This is a genomic window from Streptomyces sp. NPDC005496, from assembly GCF_042872045.1.
Lineage (GTDB): Bacteria > Actinomycetota > Actinomycetes > Streptomycetales > Streptomycetaceae > Streptomyces.
Map to the genome: position 1 here is coordinate 35,125 of NZ_JBIAJQ010000019.1, position 17,230 is coordinate 52,354.

Here is a 17,230-nt window from a genome sequence, read left to right on the forward strand (position 1 = left end):
GTCTCACGCGCACCCTGCGCCACGCCCGGCGTGAGGTGTCTCACCCGCCCCGTCCGTCGCACCCGGCGTGAGGTGTCTCACGAGCGCCGGCACCACGACCGGCGGAGACCGGAGCAAGGGACAGACGAAACCGCGCCCGGTCCCCTCGCGGGGATCCGGGCGCGGCCGACGACTTCGGGCGGTCACTCCTCGACCGTCAGTCCCTTCCGCAGGCGGACCAGGGTCCGCGACAGCAGCCGGGAGACGTGCATCTGGGAGATGCCGAGCTCCTCGCCGATCTCCGACTGCGTCAGGCCGGCGACGAAGCGCAGGGACAGGATCTTGCGGTCCCGGGAGGGGAGTTCCGCGATCAGCGGCTTCAGGGACTCGACGTACTCGATGCCTTCGAGCCCGTGGTCCTCGTAGCCGATGCGGTCCGCGAGCGCGCCCTCGGAGTCGTCCTCCTCGGGCTGGGCGTCCAGCGAACTGGCCGTGTACGCGTTCGAGGCGGCCATGCCCTCGACGACCTCGTCCTTGGTGATGCCGAGGCGTTCCGCCAGCTCGCCCACCGTGGGGGCGCGGTCGAGCTGCTGGGCGAGTTCGTCGCCCGCCTTGGCCAGGTCGAGACGGAGCTCCTGGAGCCTGCGCGGCACGCGCACCGACCAGCTGGTGTCGCGGAAGAACCGCTTGATCTCACCGACGATGGTTGGCATCGCGAAAGTCGGGAACTCGACGCCACGACTCAGTTCGAAGCGGTCGATCGCCTTGATCAGGCCGATGGTGCCGACCTGGATGATGTCCTCCATCGGCTCACTGCGGGAGCGGAAGCGGGAGGCGGCGAACTTGACCAGTGCGAGGTTGAGTTCGACCAGGGTGTTGCGGACGTACGAGTACTCGTACGTGCCTTCCTCGAGGGACTCCAGCCGCTCGAAGAGAGTCTTGGACAGGGCCCGTGCGTCAACCGGCCCCACCTCTGCGTACGGAGGGATCTCCGGAAGGCCGGCGAGCCCGTCGGCCTCGCGCGGTGAGGCGGCGAGAGACCCGCCCGTCAGACTGTCCGGAGGGAGTGTCGACGTCGCCTTCTGGGTATGCGATTCGTCGAGCCGGGGTGACATGATGTCCTCCATCGTTCTCGGCATATGGCCGCCGATGCCTGTACGTGCACTGCGGTGTGCGGCGCCTCCAAAGCCGGCCGTGTCGATTAGGTGTCCCTACTAGCCCTACCCGGTTTCGCGACGCCACCGCAAGTGCGCTTCCTTGTGAAATGTCCTTTTTGGCGGGGTTGTTCGGGTGCCAAGGTGCGCAGGGAGGGCGTAGGGTTCGTGAGCATCGGGCAACAGCAACGACGGTCGGGAGAGAGACGGCATGGACCGCGGGACGGTCGGCAGCGCACAGTCGGGCCGGCTTCTTGTCGAAGTGCGAGAAGAGGGCACGAGTGCCGTCGTGACCCCGGCGGGTGAGTTGGATCACCACACCGCCGATCTGTTGCGTGAGCCACTCGAGGAATGTCTGGCCAAGGGCTTCGCCCGGCTGGTCGTGGACTGCTCACGCCTCGAGTTCTGTGATTCCACCGGGCTCAACGTGCTGCTCGGTGCGCGGCTGAAGGCCGAGGCTGCTGGGGGTGGGGTCCATCTCGCGGGAATGCTGCCGGTGGTGGCGAGGGTCTTCGAGATCACCGGGGCGGAGGCCGTCTTCACCGTCCACGAGACGCTGGACGCGGCACTGGCCGAGTAGGCCGACCACCCGGCGGACGGATCACGTGCCGGGGGCCCCGTGTGACCGGCGCGTTGTCCGAGTCACACGTTCCGTGTCGAACAAGTGGGTGTTCGGACGGTTCGGTCGGGCAGGAGACATCCTGAACAAGTCGGCACCCGCACATGTCGGCAGCTCAACCGGCGACTGCGCCGCAGATCCAAACGTACTGAGTCTTGAATCACGAACTGGTGAATCGGTGAGGTGAAGCGCTGATGAGCACCACCCGGCCTTGTCCGCCGGGCGACCGCGGCCCGGAGTCGGGTACCGGCGGCGCTTCCGGGGCCTCCGAACCGGGTGCGACCGCGCCCCCCGAGCAGGGCGCGACCGTGCCCGCCGCCGCCCGTAGGGTCCGCAGACTGGACTTCGAGGGCGAGAGCGGAGTCGTGCCCCTGGCGCGGGACTTCGCCCGTCAGGCGCTCTACGCCTGGGGCTGGCTGCCGGCCGACGGCGCCGACCAGCGCGCCGCCGCCGAGGACGTCCTGCTGGTGGTCTCCGAGCTGGTCACCAACGCCTGTCTGCACGCCGAGGGGCCGGACCAGCTCCTCATCTCGTGCGACAACAAGGTGCTGCGCATCGAGGTCTCCGACCGCGGCACGGGCCAGCCCGCCCCGCGCACCCCGCACCGCGCCGGCCGTCCCGGCGGCCACGGCATGTTCATCGTGCAGCGGCTCTGTCTGGACTGGGGAGTCGTACGCGCCCCCGGCGTCGCTGGCAAGACGGTCTGGGCGGAGCTCGGCGCACCCGCGTGAGCCCGCCGGGCCGACCCCCGTCCAGGTGAGCCGGCCCCCGTGACCGCACCCCCGCGCGCGGCAGGCCCGCGCGCGCCGTCCGGCCGCCTGGCCCGGCCGCACGACCGCGTTCCCGTGACCACGCAGCCGCGGCCACCTGCGTGAGGACACCGCAGGCCCGCCCGCGCGAACGCGCCCCCACCGCACCCCGCCACCCCGCCTCCGCGCCACCTTCGATCCCCACCTCGGGTTACCCGCGGTTCGCAGCCCCCTCCGCTCCTCACCTCCGCGCACCGCATCTCCTCCGGATCCGGGGCGCACTTTGTCTTCCCTCCGTGAGACCCCGGGCGTACTTTGAGCGCCCGATCTGATGTGCCGTCAGAAAACTCCGGCGACGAGGGGACTCGAGGTGTCCTACCGGACGTACCAGAAACGGACCGCCGCGCTCGCGTTCACCGCGGCCCTGGCCGGCTCGGCGGTGCTGATGGCCGCCCCCGCCGCCCTGGCCGACGTGGTGGACGTCGACTACCAGTGCAAGACGCCGATCGGCGACAAGAGCGCCGTCTCGCCCATCGACATCAAGAGCGTCAAGAGCGGCGCCGGCTACAAGCTCACCATGTCCTTCCAGAAGGGCGTCTCCTCCAGCCCCGTGGAGCTGGGCAAGGGCGCCATGAACCCCAGTGCCGTCATCAAGGTGGGCGGCGCCGACAGCGGCACCGTCGCAGTGACCGGCCCCGCCAACCCGGCAGCCATCCCCGCCGACACGCCGATCAAGATCACTGATCTGTCGGGCACGTACACCCCGAAGAAGAGCGGCAAGGTCACCTTCACCGCGGGCGTGCTCACCATCAAGGCGCTCGGCACCACCACGACGTGCACCCCCTCGAACAACCCGAAGCCCTCGCTGACCCTCGACGTCACGGCGGCGGGCGGCGGCGGAGCGCCCGCCGACCAGGCGCGGACGGGCTCCGGCTCCGACGCCGGGCTCCCGCAGACCGGCCCCGGGGACTCCGCGGTCGCCCTCGGCACCCTCGGCGGCACGGTGCTGCTCGCGGGCGCCGCGGGCACGCTGTGGCTGACCCGCAGGCAGCAGACGGCGCGCCGCTGAGCCCGCCGCGAGCGGACCCGCCGGACGCCCCACCCCACCCCGGCGGGGGCCCCCGGAGCCCGGGGGACCCCGCCGCGCCGCCCCTGCCCACGGGAGCCGCCGATGCCGTACGCCCCCAGCGCCGTGCGTGTGCTGTGTCTCACCGGTCTGCTGCTCGCGGCCGCCGCGCCCGGCGCCGTGGCCGGGGACGGCTGGTCCGTCGTGCCGTCCACGAGCACGCCGCAGGGGCGGCCGTACGTCTACGCGGAGGGCGAGCCCGGCACGGTCCTCCAGGACGCCGTCTCCGTGCGGAACCCGGGCGGCGGGCCGGTCACCGTGCGGCTGCGCGGGGCGACCACCGACGGCACGGGCGGCACCGGGGGCGAGCGGGCGCGGGACGCCGGTGCCTGGATCGGCTTCGCCGGGACGCGCGGCGGGCGGCGGGTCCCGGTCGGCGCGGTGTCGGTGCGGGTCCCCGCGCACACCCGCGCCGAGGTGCCCTTCACGCTGAGCGTCCCGGCGGACGCGGCGCCCGGCGACCGGACCGGCACGATCCGCGCCACCGGCGGCGGCCGGTCCTCGGCGGTCCGGATCCGGCTGCGGGTCGGCGGTCCCGCGCTGTCCGCGCTGACCGTCGAGCACGTCGCGGTGCGCCCCGGCCGGATCTCGTACGAACTCGTCAACCGCGGTACCACCGTGCTCACTCCGCGGCTCGCCGTGCACGCCGACGGACTCCTCGGCGCCCTCCTCGACCGTCCGCCGCGCACCCTGCCCGTCGAGCTGCCGCCCGGTCGCCGGATCACCCTCAGCGAGCCGTGGACGGGGACTCCGGCGCTCGACGCCGTCGAGGTGCGGCTGACGGTGACGGCTCGGGGCGGCGCGCGCGGCACGGCGTCCGCGTCCGCGCGCTTCGTGCCCTGGCGTGCGGTGGGCGCGGTCGCGGGCGCCCTCGCGGTCGTCGCCGCCCTGGTCGCCGTACGGCGGCGGCGCACTCGTACGGCGGACGGCGCGCCCCAAGACGCCCGCAGGGAAGCCGAGTTGACGGGAGCGGTGACGTGAAGGTGCTCATTCCGGCGCTGTTGGCCGTCCTCGCGTTCGTATGGGTCCCACTGTCCGGGCCGGTCGCGGTCGCGGCGGACCGGCCGTCCGTCGGACTCTCCAAGTCCCAGGCGGGCGCGGGGGGTTCGATCACCGTCTCGGGCAGCGACTGGGGTGCGAAGCGGCTGCTGATGATCCTGATCTGCGGCCAGTCCGTGCCGTCGCGGGGAGTGGTCGGCGGCACCAACTCCTGTGCCAACGCGGACGGCCGGGCCGTCACCACCGACGCCGGGGGCCGCTTCGAGCGCGGGCTCCCGGTCGTCGAACCGCCGAGGCCGTGCCCGTGCGTGGTGCACGTCGCCACCGTCACGGGCCCGAAGGCCGCGGCGGACGCCGTCCTCGTGGTCGCCGGCCACTCGGTCGAGCCGCTGCCGGAGGAGGCGGCGGGCGGCCGGCTCTCCGTGCTGACGGACACCCGACTCGACGGCTCCGGCACGCTGCTGGCCTGGTTCGGCTCACCGCCCTCGCGCCGGCTGGTGTTCACCGTCGGCAACACCGGGACGACCCCGGTCAGGAACCCCGTCTTCCAGGTCGGCACCGCGCACGGCGTGTTCGCGCCGCGGTGGGAGGAACAGCAGTGGCGCGGCACGATCGCGCCGGGCCGCAAGGCGCGCGTCTCCCTGCCGGTGGAGCTGCCCGCCGGGGCGCACGGCGACTACACGGTCTCGCTGAAGTACGGCGGCCGGGTGCTGGCGGAGCAGCCGTGGGGCGTCGGCCGGCCCTGGGGAGTGACCCTCTTCTGGATCCTGGTGTGCGTCGTCGTGCCGGCGGCCGTCTTCCGCGCCGGCATGGCGGTCGTGGACCGGGTGCGGCCCCGCCGGACCTCCGGGCGCGGCGGCCGGCACCGCGGACTGCGCCTGCCCGAACGGGCCCCGCGCGCACCGGGGCCGGGCCGGTCCGGGTCACGGTCCGCGAAACCGGCATCTGGATCCCCGGCGGCCCCGGCGCCCCCGGCGCTGCCGTGGTTCACGCCGGACACCGATCCGGGGACCCCGGCGGCCCCTCAGCTCTCCGCACCGCACGAGAACGGTCCGACGACCCCGACGAGGAGAGGGAACACGTGAGCAGGAGACGGAGAGCCGGCGCGGCCGGAGTCGCGCTGATGCTCGGCGGCGCGGGCATGCTGCTGGGAGTCGCCGCGGCCCCGGCCCAGGCCGCCGAGGTGGCGTACGCGACCGAGTGCGTGCCGCCCGCGATCTCGGGGCTGCCCCCGGTCCAGGGCACGACGAAGGCGGAGATCACCGCCCCGGCCGAGGCGAAGGTCGGCGACGAGGTGACGGTCACCTGGACGTTCGTCCAGGCCGCGTCCAGGAACCCGGACGTCCTCGACCTCGACAAGGACACGGTCAAGCCGACGGGCACCCTCAAGGCGGCGGGCGCGCAGACGGCGGCCGTCGCGATGGAGGGGCCGCGCACCAACCCGGCGATCCCCAAGAACAGCGACATGAAGCTGTCCCAGATGACGGGAAGGCTGAAGCTGACCACCGCGGGCGAGGTGACGCTCACACCCGACGCGTACACCATCAACGTCAGCAAGCCGCTGTCGACCGACACGAAGTGCACGCCGAAGGAGACCGTGAAGTCCGCGGCGACCATCACGGTGACGGCGGGCGGCGGGAGTCCGGGCGGCACGACGGGCGGACAGCCCACGGCGACCCCGCCCACGGGCACGCCGTCGGCCAGTGCCACCGGTCCCGGGGGCACGGGCGGCAGTGGCACGGGCGGCTCCACCGGAGGCGGCGGGCAGACCGACTTCCCCGGCAAGGAGGTGTCCGTCCCCTACGCCTGCAAGACCCCCATCGGCGACAAGGACGCGACGTCGCCCGTGCGGATCGACGCGAAGAAGGACGGCGGGAGCTTCGGACTCACCGTCCGGTTCGGGAAGTCCGTGATGGACAGCCCGGCCGACATCCCCGCCGGCTCGGTGAAGCCGTCGATGGAGGTCGTCCTGGGCGGCGCGGACAAGGGCACGGTGCACGTCGAGGGCCCGGCCAACGCCTCGGCGATCAAGGCGGGCGACCCGATCGAGGTCCCCGACCTGACGGGCACCTACAAGCCGGGCGCGAGCGGGAAGTCGACCCTCTCGCCGGGCGTGCTGACCGTGCGGGCCCTCGGTACGACGACCACCTGCACCCCGGTGCAGACGGCCGTCTCCCTGACCCTCGACACCACGGAGCAGGCGAGCGGCGCCTCGGGCGGCGGCTCGGCGGCGGGCGGTACGGCGGGCGGCGGCACCGCGAACGGCGCTGCGGCGTCCGGCGGCGGCCTCGCGGAGACGGGCGCCGAGGCCCACGGCGCCCTGAAGGCCCTCGGGCTGGTCGCGGGGACGGTGTTCCTGCTCGGCGGGGCGGTCTTCACGTTCATGCCCCACCGCCGGCCGCACTGACCGGCCCGGCACCCGCGAAAACTCGCCCGTGCACGGCGAGGGGCCCCGCACACGACGAAGGGCCCGCACACGACGGAGGGCCCGCACACGACGGAGGGCCCGCACACGACGGAGGGCCGCCGCACCTGATCGGTGCGGCGGCCCTCCGTCGCCGTGCGTCAGCGCACGGGCTGTGGACGCGTCAGCGGACGTCGCCCATCAGCTCCTTGACCTTCTTGCGGTACATCCACACCGCGAATCCGGCGACCGCGGCGAGCGTGGCCTCCAGGGTCACGATGCCCATCTTGTTCAGGTCGACCCCGGCGATGGAGAGCAGACCGGTCGTGGCGTCACCGGCGGTGACGGCCAGGAACCAGACGCCCATCATCTGCGAGGCGTACTTCGCGGGCGCCATCTTCGTCGTCAGCGAGAGGCCGACGGGGGAGACCGTCAGCTCACCGACGGTCTGCACGAAGTAGATCGCGACCAGCCACAGCGCGGCCGCCTTGTGACCGCCCTCGGCGATCGTCAGGGGAGCCAGGAAGAGGAAGAAGGACGCGCCGATGAGGATCAGGCCCGAGGCGAACTTCACCGCGGTGCTCGGCTCCTTGCCGCGCCGGTTCAGCGCCAGCCACAGCCAGGCGAACACCGGCGCGAGGGCCATGATCATGACCGGGTTGACCGACTGGTACCAGGAGACCGGGAACTCCCAGCCGAAGACGCTGTTGTCCGCGGAGGTGTCGGCGAACAGCGACAGCGTCGAACCGCCCTGGTCGTAGATCATCCAGAACACGGCGGCGGCGACGAAGAACCAGATGTACGCCGACATCTTCGACTGCTCGACGCGGTCCAGCTCCTTGTCGCGCTTGATGCGCGCGATGACCATGACCGGGATCAGCAGACCGGCGACCGTGATCGGGACCAGCAGCCAGTTCAGCGTGTAGTGGCCGGAGAAGCCGACGATCGCGTAGAACACCACGGCGACGCCCGCCCACATCGCGGACTTGCGGAGCGTTGCGGCCTTCTCCTCGGCGGACAGCGGCGTCGGGACGACGTCGGACCGCGCGCTCAGGTGGCGGCTGCCGAGCAGGAACTGGATCAGGCCCAGCGCCATGCCGAGCGCGGCGAGCGCGAAGCCCAGGTGCCAGTTGACGTTCTCACCGATGGTGCCGATGATCAGCGGCGCGGCGAAGGCGCCGAGGTTGATGCCCACGTAGAAGAGGGTGAAGCCACCGTCGCGGCGCGGGTCGTCCGGGCCGTCGTAGAGGTGGCCGACCATCGTGGAGATGTTGGCCTTGAGCAGGCCGGAGCCGATCGCGACCAGACCGAGGCCCGCGTAGAAGGTGCCGGAGTTCGGCAGGGCCAGGGTGAGGTGGCCGAGCATGATGACCGCGCCGGCGACGGCGACGGTCTTGCGCGGTCCGAGGACACGGTCGGCGAACCAGCCGCCCGGCAGGGCGAGCAGGTACACCAGCGACAGGTAGACCGAGTAGATCGCGGTCGCGGTCGCCGCGCTGAGGTGCAGGCCGCCGGGAGCGACGAGGTACAGCGGGAGCAGTGCCCTCATGCCGTAGTAGGAGAAACGCTCCCACATCTCGGTCATGAAGAGAGTGGCCAGTCCGCGGGGGTGGCCGAAGAAGGACTTCTCGGAACCGGGGGTGCCCGGAGTGACCGAGTCCTTCGTCAGGCTGGACGCCATGGTCGTTCCTTGCTGGTCGGGGCGTGCCGCACGGGGGGTCCCCCGGGCCCGGACGCGGCCGGGTACCAGGGGGCGGGAGCGCGCCCGGTGGGGGGCGGCCGGCACCGGCGGGACTCGACCGTCCGCCCCCACGCCCAGGGGAGTCCGCTCCGGGTCACGAAGCGGTGGACGACGACCACCGGGATCCACGCCCCTTCGCGCGTCGATGCGCTCGGGGCCCGGCCACAGGTCATTCCTTTCAAGGCTGGCGAACACCAGCCCGCACACAAAAGAGACCTTCAGCATCGAACTCCCGCCAAAGGTCCCCGTGTGGTGCTACAGGCGTCTGGTCACCATACGACATGTGAATGCGGCATATGGAAGGACTTGAGACATGGATCACAGGTAAGAAAGGAACCGCAGACGTTTATTCGAAGGTCTTCACCAGGATCGCATCCCACAGCCGCAGGCGACTTGCGTCACAGCGCGCGGCGGACCGGCCTCCGGAGACGGGCCGCGGCCCCGCCGGACGAAGGTAAGAATCACGCCTGCGGATCACCCCCCGGCTCCCGTCCGGGGCGGACTACCATCAGCCCATGACCCGTGTACTGCTCGCCGAGGACGACGCGTCCATCTCGGAGCCGCTGGCCCGCGCCCTGCGCCGCGAGGGTTACGAGGTGGAGGTGCGCGAGGACGGACCCACCGCGCTCGACGCCGGCATCCAGGGCGGCGTCGACCTGGTCGTGCTGGACCTCGGACTGCCCGGCATGGACGGCCTGGAGGTGGCCAGGCGGCTGCGCGCCGAGGGCCAGACCATCCCGATCCTCATCCTGACCGCGCGCGCCGACGAGGTGGACACCGTCGTCGGCCTGGACGCGGGCGCCGACGACTACGTCACCAAGCCGTTCCGGCTGGCCGAGCTGCTGGCCCGGGTCCGGGCCCTGCTCCGGCGCGGCGCCGCCGAGCCCCAGCAGCCGCCCGCCACCCACGGCGTGCGGATCGACGTCGAGTCGCACCGCGCGTGGATGGGTGACGAGGAACTCCAGCTCACCGCCAAGGAGTTCGACCTCCTGCGGGTCCTCGTCCGGGACGCCGGCCGGGTCGTCACCCGCGACCAGCTGATGCGCGAGGTCTGGGACACCACCTGGTGGTCCTCCACCAAAACCCTCGACATGCACATCTCCTGGCTCCGCAAGAAGCTGGGGGACGACGCGGCGAACCCCCGCTACATCGCGACCGTACGCGGCGTGGGCTTCCGCTTCGAGAAGAGCTAGGCCGTGTCCGCAAAGGCCTAGGCCTGTCGCCCGGGTCGGCCCGATCCGGCCGACAGGCCCCACGGGACCCTTGTCCGCACGGGCCGGCCCCAGCCCCTCCGCTCCCCAGGTGACAGGTCATGCGCCGACGACTCATCCAGTCCACGCTCGCCGTCGTACTCGTGGTGATCGCCGTCTTCGGTGTGTCCCTCGTCATCGTCGAGACCCGGACCATCAGCAACAGCGCCCAGGAACGGGTGGACTCCGAGGCACTGCGCCTCGCCAGCATCGTGGACAGCCGCATCCTCGGCGACGAGCGGATCAGCGGCGACATCCTCAGGGACCAGGTCGCCGAGGGCCGCTACGCCGTGATCCGCGTCCCCGGGCAGGCGCCCATCGAGATCGGCGAACCGCTCACCGGCGACGTCATCCACGCCAAGGCCACCGGCGAGGAGGGCGAGACGGTCACGGTCGAGGAGCCGCGTTCCTCGGTCACCCGCGAGGTCGGCCGGACCCTCATGATCATCGCCGCGGTCGCGCTGCTCGCCGTGATCGCCGCCGTCCTGCTCGCGGTACGGCAGGCCAACCGCCTCGCCTCCCCGCTCACCGACCTCGCGGAGACGGCGGAACGGCTCGGCTCGGGCGACCCCCGCCCCCGCCACAAGCGCTACGGCGTCCCGGAGCTGGACCGCGTCGCCGACGTCCTGGACTCCTCCGCCGAGCGCATCGCCCGCATGCTGACGGCCGAGCGCAGACTGGCCGCCGACGCCTCCCACCAGCTCCGTACGCCGCTGACGGCCCTGTCCATGCGGCTGGAGGAGATCACCCTCACCGACGACCCGGACACGGTGAAGGAGGAGGCGACCATCGCGCTGACCCAGGTCGAGCGGCTCACCGACGTCGTGGAGCGGCTGCTCACCAACGCCCGCGACCCGCGCACCGGCTCCGCCGTCTCCTTCGACCTCGACGAGGTCATCCTGCAGCAGCTCGCCGAGTGGCGACCCGCCTACCGCAGCGCGGGCCGCGCCATCGTCAGCTCCGGCAAGCGGCACCTGCGGGCGGTCGGCACCCCGGGCGCGGTCGCCCAGGTCCTCGCCGCCCTCATCGAGAACTCCCTCATGCACGGCGGCGGCACCGTCGCCCTGCGCACCCGCGTCACCGGCAACCAGGCCGTCGTGGAGATCACCGACGAGGGTCCGGGCGTCCCCGCCGACCTGGGCGCCCGCATCTTCGAGCGCACGATCAGCGGCCGCAACTCCACGGGCATCGGCCTGGCCGTCGCCCGCGACCTCGCGGAGGCCGACGGCGGCCGGCTGGAGATGCTCCAGGCCCAGCCCCCGGTCTTCGGCCTGTTCCTGTCCCGTACGCCGCTGAAGCGGCCCGCGGAGGGGGAGCAGGAGCCGACGGTCCGCTGACGGGCGGGCTCGTGCGACGAACGCCCGCCCGGCGGGATCAGGGCACGCGCTGGGCGGGCCGTCCGGCCTGTTCCGGCCGGGACCCGAGAATCGATTCCGCGCCCGGCACCGGCTCGCTCACCGGGAGCGAGCGGAACACCATCGTGCGGTACGACCAGAACCGGAACATCGTCGCGATGCCGATGCCGAGGACCTTGAAGACGTTGCGCTGCACCGGGCTGTCCCAGCCGAAGCCGTAGATCGCCGCGTAGAGCACGCCGTTCTCGATGACCAGGCCCACCATGCTGAACGCCAGGAAGAGCGTGAGCTCCTTCGTCCGGGCGCTCTTGTCGCGGTCACGGTAGGTGAAATAGCGGAAACCCACGTAGTTGCAGGCGATGGCGACGACCGTGGCGATCACGTTCGCCCGGACGGCCTGGAGGTCGGTGGTGTGCCACAGCAGATTCGAGACGCCGAAGTTGACCACGGTGCCCAGGGCGCCCACGGCCCCGAACTTGGCGACCTCGCGTAGGAGCCGGTCGAACCGCTCGCGCACCGCGCTGCGGGGCGCGCGCAGGTCCGTGGAACCACTGCCCATCGTGTCGCCAGCCCCCGTCGTTCGGATGCGTACCTCGGATACGTCGACCCAGCCATGCTAACCAGCGGCCCCCGGCGGCGCCCGTGTACGGGCGGACACGCGGGCAAAGACCGGCCCTCGCACCCCTTCGGAGGGGGGTCGGGGAGGGACCAGATCCGGCCGCTCCGGCGTGGCCGATACTCTTGGAGCGTGACGTTCCCGGTAGTCGGCATGGTCGGCGGGGGTCAGCTCGCTCGTATGACACACGAGGCGGGCATCCCGCTCGGCATCAGGTTCAAGCTCCTCAGTGACACCCCGCAGGACTCAGCGGCGCAGGTGGTGGGTGATGTCGTCGTCGGCGACTACCGCGACCTCGACACGCTGCGTGACTTCGCGCGGGGCTGCGACGTGATCACCTTCGATCACGAACACGTACCCACCGAGCATCTGCGGGCCCTGGAGGCGGACGGCATCCCCGTCCGCCCGGGCCCCGACGCACTCGTGCACGCCCAGGACAAGGGCGTGATGCGCGCGAAGCTCACCGAGATCGGCGTGCCCTGCCCCCGGCACCGGATCGTGAGCGACGTCGAGGACGTCGCCCGGTTCGCCGCCGAGGGCGACGGGTTCCCCGTGATCCTCAAGACGGTCCGCGGCGGCTACGACGGCAAGGGGGTCTGGTTCGTGCGCTCCGCCGAGGAGGCCGCCGCGCCCTTCCGTGCCGGCGTCCCGGTCCTCGCCGAGGAGAAGGTCGACTTCGTGCGCGAGCTCGCGGCCAACGTGGTGCGCTCGCCGCACGGCCAGGCGGTCGCCTACCCCGTCGTGGAGTCCCAGCAGGTCGACGGCGTCTGCGACACGGTGATCGCGCCCGCCCCCGGCATCCCGGAGGCCCTCGCCCTGGAGGCCGAGGAGCTGGCCCTGCGCATCGCGCAGCGGCTCGGCGTCGTCGGGCACCTCGCGGTGGAGCTGTTCGAGACCCGCGACGGCCGCATCCTGGTCAACGAACTGGCGATGCGCCCGCACAACTCGGGCCACTGGACCCAGGACGGCGCGATCACCTCCCAGTTCGCCAACCACGTCCGCGCCGTGCTCGACCTGCCGCTCGGCGACCCGCGCCCGCGCGCCCCGTGGACCGTCATGGTCAACGTCCTGGGCGGCGACTACCCCGACATGTACTCCGCGTACCTGCACTGCATGGCCCGGGACCCCAAGCTCAAGATCCACATGTACGGCAAGGACGTGAAGCCCGGCCGCAAGGTGGGCCACGTCAACACCTACGGCGACGACCTGGACGACGTCCTCGATCGCGCCCGGCACGCAGCCGGCTATCTGAGAGGCACGATCACCGAATGAGCACGTCCCCGCAGTCGCCCGTGGTCGGCATCGTCATGGGGTCCGACTCCGACTGGCCCGTCATGGAGGCCGCCGCGAAGGCCCTCGACGAGTTCGAGATCCCCTACGAGGTGGACGTCGTCTCCGCGCACCGCATGCCGCGCGAGATGATCACGTACGGCGAGCACGCCGCGGAGCGCGGCCTCAAGGCGATCATCGCGGGCGCGGGCGGCGCCGCCCACCTGCCCGGCATGCTGGCCTCGGTCACCCCGCTGCCCGTCATCGGGGTCCCGGTGCCGCTCAAGTACCTCGACGGCATGGACTCGCTGCTGTCCATCGTGCAGATGCCCGCCGGCGTCCCCGTCGCGACCGTCTCCGTCGGGGGCGCGCGCAACGCCGGCCTGCTGGCCGCCCGCATCCTCGCCGCGCACGACGAGGAACTGCTCGCCCGGATGCGGGAGTTCCAGCAGGAGCTGAACGACCAGGCCACCGAGAAGGGCAAGCGGCTGCGCACCAAGGTCGAAGGCGCGGGCGGCGGCTTCGGGTTCGGGAAGTGACGCGGATGTCCTCCCTGGACCTCGCCCGCGAACTGCTCGCCGACTTCCCCGTGGTCGACGGGCACAACGACCTCCCGTGGGCCCTGCGCGAGCAGGTCCGCTACGACCTCGGCGCCCGCGACATCGCCGCCGACCAGAGCGCCCACCTGCACACCGACCTGGCGCGGCTGCGCGCGGGCGGGGTCGGCGCCCAGTACTGGTCGGTGTACGTGCGCTCGGACCTGCCGGGCGCGCTGACGGCGACCCTCGAACAGATCGACTGCGTACGGCAGCTGATCGACCGTCACCCGGCCGACCTGCGGGCCGCGCTGACCGCCGCGGACCTGGAGGCGGCGCGCGAGGAGGGCCGTATCGCCTCCCTGATGGGGGCCGAGGGCGGGCACTCCATCGACAACTCCCTCGGCGCGCTGCGGCAGTTGTACGCGCTGGGCGTGCGGTACATGACCCTCACGCACAATGACAACATCGCCTGGGCCGACTCGGCGACGGACGTGCCGCGCGTCGGCGGTCTGTCCGCGTTCGGCCGCGAGGTGGTCCGGGAGATGAACCGCGAGGGCATGCTCGTGGACCTCTCGCACGTGGCGGCGACGACGATGCGCGACGCGCTCGACACCAGCGTCGCGCCGGTGATCTTCTCCCACTCCTCCGCCCGCGCGGTGTGCGACCACCCGCGCAACATCCCGGACGACGTCCTGGAGCGGCTGCCCGCCAACGGGGGAGTGGCGATGGTGACGTTCGTGCCGAAGTTCGTCCTCCAGGCGGCCGTCGACTGGACGGCCGCGGCGGACGAGAACATGCGCGCGCACGGCTTCCACCACCTCGACACCACCGCCGAGGCCATGCAGGTCCACCGCGCCTTCGAGGAGACGAACCCGCGCCCCGTCGCCACCGTCTCCGCGGTCGCCGACCACCTGGACCACATGCGCGAGGTCGCCGGCGTCGACCACCTCGGCATCGGCGGCGACTACGACGGCACGGCGTTCACGCCCCAGGGCCTGGACGACGTCTCCGGCTACCCGAACCTCGTGGCGGAGCTGCTGGACCGCGGCTGGTCCCGCGCCGACCTCGCCAAGCTGACCTGGCAGAACGCGGTACGGGTGCTGGGCGCGGCCGAGGACGTGTCCCGCGACCTGCGGGCGAGCCGCGGCCCGTCGAACGCCACCCTGGAGCAGCTGGACTGCTGAGCGGTCCCGTGGCGTTCGGGGGCCCGTACCCCCGAACGCCCCATCCACCGAGAAGCCCGGGGGCCTCCGTGCGACGGTGACCGTACTGCGATCACGCTGACGTACGGAGCCGGCCATGGCAGACCTCCAGGACGACCTGCACAGCACCGCCGAGGTGGGCGGACTCGACCGGCCCGTCGCGCTGCCCGCGACCGCGCCGCAACGGCACGCCGAGGAGGAGCCCGCCGTCTCCCCCGACGTGCTGGAGCGGGCCCACACCCTGCTCGCCGAGCACCCCGTCGCCGACGGCTACACGGGTCTGCCCTGGGCGCTGCGCCACCTGCCCTGGTACGACCTGGAGCTGGGCGAGAGCGCCCTGGACACGGATGTGCCGCGGCTGCGGGCGGGGCACGTGGGCGCGCTGTTCTGGTCGCTGCACCTGCCCGAGGGGCTGGCCGGCGACCGGGCCGTCGGCGCGACCCTCGACCAGATCGACCTGGTGAAGACGGTGGTGCAGGCGCACCCCGAGGGCCTGCGCCTCGCGTACAGCGCGGGCCAGATCACCGACGCCCGATACTGCGGCCGCATCGCCGTGCTGCTCGGCCCCGCGGGCGCCCCCGCGCTCGGCGACTCCCTGGGCATCCTGCGGGCGCTGCGCGGCCTCGGGCTGCGCTTCCTGACGCTCACGGGCACCAGCTGGGCGAGCGGGACGGGCCTGACCCGCTTCGGCGAGGAGGTGGTCCGCGAGATGAACCGCCTGGGCGTGCTCCCGGACCTCTCCGGCGCCTCCGACGCCACGGTCCGCCGCGCCTTCGCGGTCTCCAAGGCGCCGGTGGTCTTCGTCCGGTCCGCGGCCCGCTCGCTGCGCCCCCACCCGGCCAACCTGCCCGACGACGTGCTGACCGAGCTGGGGGCGGCCCACGGACTGTGCCTGGTACCGCTGACGGCCGAGCAGACAGGCCCCTCGGTGGCGGACGTGGCCGACCACCTCGACCACGTGCGCGCGCTCGCGGGACCCGAGTGCGTCGGCCTCTCGGGGACGTACGACACGGGGGCGGCGCACCCACGCGGCCTCGCCGACACCTCCTGCTACCCGCGCCTGGTGGCGGAGCTGCTGGACCGCGGCTGGCCCGAGTCCGACATCGCCCTGCTCACCTGGGGCAACGTCCAACGGGTGCTGCGCAACGCCGACTTCACGGCCCGCGCCGCGCAGTCCCGGCGCGAGCCGTCCACGGCGAAGATCTCCGAACTGGACAGCTGAGGCGGGCGGAGCGCCCCCGCCACGGCCGGCCGGTCAGCAGGCGCAGAGGCAGAACGGATGCCCCGCGGGATCGGCGTACACCCGGAAGGTGCGGGAGCGGTCCTCGGTGTCCAGCGGCTTGGCGCCGAGTGCCAGCACGCCCTTCTCGGCCGCGTCCAGGTCGGGGACCATCAGGTCCAGGTGGAACTGCTGGGAGTGCTCGGCGGCGGGCCACTTCGGCGGTACGAATCCGGGCGCGGCCTGGAACGCCAGCGTCCGGCCGCCCGGCACCTTCAGGTCCACCCACTCCCCGTCGCCCTCGACCGTGCCGCCGAGCACCTCGGCGTAGAACCCGGCCAGGGCGCGGGGGTCGGGACAGTCCAGGACGACGGCGCCCAGTTCGGCCAGAGCCATGACTTCCTCCTGTGTCACCTGCGGAATGCGGTTACCTGTAGAGGCGGGTAACCAGTAACGGTTACTGCATGCTCCCGCATAGGAGGTAACGTCGCAAGCATGAATGACCGTGCGCCCGCACCCGGCGGCCTGGCCCTGGTCCAGGCGCTGGTGAACACCCTGGACATCGACTCGGGCGCCGACCGGCTGGACACGGAGGAGGGACGGGCGCCCTTCGGTCTCACGGAGGCGGACGGGCCGGCGGCGCGCGAACTGCGCGAGTCGCTGCGCGCGGTGTGCCTGGCCCACGCCGGGCATCCGCCGCACCGCGAGGTGACCCCGCTCGGCCGGCTGCTCGCGGAGGCGCCCCTGGTGGTCACGGTGGACGGCGACGGCGCCGCCTCGCTCACCGCGGCCGACCCGGCGCCGCTGGCCTCCCGGGTGGCGGCGGCGGTCGCACAGGCGCTCGTGGAGGGCACCTGGCTCCGCCTCAAGGCCTGCGAGGCACCGGACTGCCACTGGGCGTACTACGACCGCAGCCCGGCGGGGCGGGGCCGCTGGTGCTCCATGGCCGTCTGCGGGGCCCGCGCGAAGATGCGCCGCTACCGCGCGAAGTAGCGGCTTGTGGCCACGC

Annotated in this window: 17 protein-coding genes; 13 read left to right on the top strand and 4 right to left on the bottom strand. The window is 72.7% G+C overall.

Annotated elements, in window-relative coordinates; genetic code table 11:
* Positions 1-182: 182 nt before the first annotated feature.
* Positions 183-1,106: an RNA polymerase sigma factor SigF gene (locus tag ACFYQQ_RS38450; protein WP_355792394.1), complete on the bottom strand. Its 924-nt coding sequence runs from the start codon at positions 1,104-1,106 to the stop codon at positions 183-185.
* Positions 1,107-1,344: 238 nt separating this feature from the next.
* On the opposite strand from ACFYQQ_RS38450, the gene ACFYQQ_RS38455 reads away from it, so the two are divergent.
* The 6 genes from ACFYQQ_RS38455 to ACFYQQ_RS38480 all read left to right on the top strand — a co-directional run bounded on the left by ACFYQQ_RS38455 (position 1,345) and on the right by ACFYQQ_RS38480 (position 7,033).
* The gene (locus tag ACFYQQ_RS38455) at positions 1,345-1,713 is read left to right on the top strand and encodes an STAS domain-containing protein (protein ID WP_355792397.1); all 369 of its coding nucleotides are present in this window, start codon (positions 1,345-1,347) and stop codon (positions 1,711-1,713) included.
* 233 nt (positions 1,714-1,946) lie between these two features.
* Positions 1,947-2,483, top strand: coding sequence for an ATP-binding protein (locus tag ACFYQQ_RS38460; protein WP_356173041.1), 537 nt, complete (start codon positions 1,947-1,949; stop codon positions 2,481-2,483).
* A 349-nt stretch (positions 2,484-2,832) separates the two neighbouring features.
* Positions 2,833-3,570 (top strand): LPXTG cell wall anchor domain-containing protein, encoded by a 738-nt coding sequence (locus ACFYQQ_RS38465; protein ID WP_388907169.1) that lies wholly within the window; start codon positions 2,833-2,835, stop codon positions 3,568-3,570.
* Between the two features lie 102 nt (positions 3,571-3,672).
* Positions 3,673-4,608, top strand: a complete 936-nt coding sequence (locus ACFYQQ_RS38470) for a hypothetical protein (RefSeq protein WP_356173047.1) — start codon at positions 3,673-3,675, stop codon at positions 4,606-4,608.
* Positions 4,605-5,711 carry a hypothetical protein gene (locus ACFYQQ_RS38475; RefSeq protein ID WP_388907173.1) on the top strand — a complete coding sequence of 369 codons (1,107 nt, stop codon included), beginning with the start codon at positions 4,605-4,607 and terminating at the stop codon, positions 5,709-5,711. The genes ACFYQQ_RS38470 and ACFYQQ_RS38475 overlap by 4 nt, the downstream gene beginning before the upstream one ends.
* Positions 5,712-5,749: 38 nt before the next feature.
* Positions 5,750-7,033 (top strand): hypothetical protein, encoded by a 1,284-nt coding sequence (locus ACFYQQ_RS38480; protein WP_355787027.1) that lies wholly within the window; start codon positions 5,750-5,752, stop codon positions 7,031-7,033.
* A 181-nt stretch (positions 7,034-7,214) separates the two neighbouring features.
* Here the strand turns inward: ACFYQQ_RS38480 and ACFYQQ_RS38485 are convergent, their stop codons facing one another.
* Positions 7,215-8,711: an oligopeptide:H+ symporter gene (locus tag ACFYQQ_RS38485; protein ID WP_355785574.1), complete on the bottom strand. Its 1,497-nt coding sequence runs from the start codon at positions 8,709-8,711 to the stop codon at positions 7,215-7,217.
* 575 nt (positions 8,712-9,286) lie between these two features.
* On the opposite strand from ACFYQQ_RS38485, the gene ACFYQQ_RS38490 reads away from it, so the two are divergent.
* Both ACFYQQ_RS38490 and ACFYQQ_RS38495 read left to right on the top strand, forming a co-directional pair.
* Positions 9,287-9,964: a response regulator transcription factor gene (locus ACFYQQ_RS38490; protein ID WP_355785576.1), complete on the top strand. Its 678-nt coding sequence runs from the start codon at positions 9,287-9,289 to the stop codon at positions 9,962-9,964.
* Positions 9,965-10,083: 119 nt separating this feature from the next.
* A complete protein-coding gene (locus ACFYQQ_RS38495; RefSeq protein WP_355785579.1) occupies positions 10,084-11,358 on the top strand; it encodes an ATP-binding protein in 1,275 nt (424 codons plus the stop codon).
* A 37-nt stretch (positions 11,359-11,395) separates the two neighbouring features.
* Here ACFYQQ_RS38495 and ACFYQQ_RS38500 read toward each other — a convergent pair whose 3' ends face one another.
* Entirely contained in the window at positions 11,396-11,935 is a 540-nt protein-coding gene (locus ACFYQQ_RS38500) for a GtrA family protein (protein ID WP_355785582.1), read from the bottom strand.
* Between the two features lie 189 nt (positions 11,936-12,124).
* On the opposite strand from ACFYQQ_RS38500, the gene ACFYQQ_RS38505 reads away from it, so the two are divergent.
* The 4 genes from ACFYQQ_RS38505 to ACFYQQ_RS38520 all read left to right on the top strand — a co-directional run bounded on the left by ACFYQQ_RS38505 (position 12,125) and on the right by ACFYQQ_RS38520 (position 16,224).
* On the top strand, positions 12,125-13,264 hold the full coding sequence (locus ACFYQQ_RS38505) for a 5-(carboxyamino)imidazole ribonucleotide synthase (protein ID WP_355785585.1): 1,140 nt from the start codon (positions 12,125-12,127) through the stop codon (positions 13,262-13,264).
* A complete protein-coding gene (gene purE, locus ACFYQQ_RS38510; RefSeq protein ID WP_355785588.1) occupies positions 13,261-13,800 on the top strand; it encodes a 5-(carboxyamino)imidazole ribonucleotide mutase in 540 nt (179 codons plus the stop codon). The genes ACFYQQ_RS38505 and purE overlap by 4 nt, the downstream gene beginning before the upstream one ends.
* Before the next feature lie 5 nt (positions 13,801-13,805).
* On the top strand, positions 13,806-14,984 hold the full coding sequence (locus ACFYQQ_RS38515) for a dipeptidase (RefSeq protein WP_388907179.1): 1,179 nt from the start codon (positions 13,806-13,808) through the stop codon (positions 14,982-14,984).
* Positions 14,985-15,099: 115 nt separating this feature from the next.
* Positions 15,100-16,224, top strand: coding sequence for a dipeptidase (locus tag ACFYQQ_RS38520; RefSeq protein WP_356173061.1), 1,125 nt, complete (start codon positions 15,100-15,102; stop codon positions 16,222-16,224).
* A 33-nt stretch (positions 16,225-16,257) separates the two neighbouring features.
* On the opposite strand, the gene ACFYQQ_RS38525 is transcribed toward ACFYQQ_RS38520, so the two are convergent.
* On the bottom strand, positions 16,258-16,617 hold the full coding sequence (locus ACFYQQ_RS38525; RefSeq protein ID WP_355780246.1) for a VOC family protein: 360 nt from the start codon (positions 16,615-16,617) through the stop codon (positions 16,258-16,260).
* A gap of 99 nt (positions 16,618-16,716) precedes the next feature.
* Here ACFYQQ_RS38525 and ACFYQQ_RS38530 point away from each other — a divergent pair, with 99 nt between their 5' ends.
* Entirely contained in the window at positions 16,717-17,214 is a 498-nt protein-coding gene (locus ACFYQQ_RS38530; RefSeq protein WP_355783266.1) for a CGNR zinc finger domain-containing protein, read from the top strand.
* The last annotated feature ends 16 nt before the right edge of the window (positions 17,215-17,230 follow it).